General features: G+C 53.8%; 1 protein-coding gene. It reads right to left on the reverse strand.

Features of this window, described 5'->3' with window-relative positions; genetic code table 11:
• Positions 1–806: 806 nt before the first annotated feature.
• Positions 807–897, reverse strand: a 91-nt coding sequence (locus tag GO615_RS29450) for an IS3 family transposase (protein ID WP_339379976.1), incomplete at its 5' end; no start/stop codon positions are given.

The raw sequence follows: 897 nt of genomic DNA on the forward strand, positions 1-897 counted from the left end.
CACCACGATCACATCGAACTGGTTTTCACCCTGCACATTGCCCGCCACGCCAGCACCTCCCGAAGGGTCGTTCGCGGTGCCAGCGAAGCATGGGGCAAGAGAACCCCAAGGGCACCGTCATCGTCCGGGATGATCGCGGGCGGGGGCGGGACTTTCATCGTCAATGCGGACTATGGGGAAAGGCGGGCGTCTAGAAATCGGGCGGAGCGGACTGTCGCCCTCCCAGCGACGGAAGTCCGCTTTTTGCCCCACAGCTGACCTCTATACGCTAGCGTCGTGAGCCATTCTGAATTCTAAAAGCATCACGTCTCGCCGTGATCAGCACGCGGCGATCGCTATGAACCCAACACGGAATTGATGATCACGAAGGTGAACAGGCTGTAGAAGTTCCCCAAACTAAGTAACGTATCTTTCTTGTAACCGGCATTTATTAATTTTTCGTATGCATTCAACATGTTCAAAAAATACAGCAGGGAACCAAACATGAAAAGGAAGCTGACCGTAATCCAATGAAAAGGCCCTTCTTCGTAGGCCGGATTCCGGAGCTCGTAGTGTCCTGCCCCCAAAACGAGAGCGCAAAGACCCAAATTGCGAACGTGCTCGAACATCTGCTTGGAAACGTCATCTCGGGATAGGGAACGTAGCCACCGCCACCTCTCAGTAAGCCATGCATTCAGTCGTCGCAAATTGTTCATTCTTTTCACTGCCCCTCCTCTTGGAAGCTTAGTTGAAAACTCGATGATCGGTCAGCGGTCCACTGCGGGGAGAAGGTGGCCTGCCCCCGATTCTCCGGACAGTTTCGGTAGCTACACAGCCACCATATTTTCTTCAAACTGAACCGGGCTGAGATATCCAAGCACGGAGTGACGCCGCCGCGGATTGTAGAAGCGTTCAATG

The organism is Aromatoleum evansii (assembly GCF_012910805.1).
GTDB classification, from domain to species: Bacteria; Pseudomonadota; Gammaproteobacteria; order Burkholderiales; family Rhodocyclaceae; genus Aromatoleum; species Aromatoleum evansii.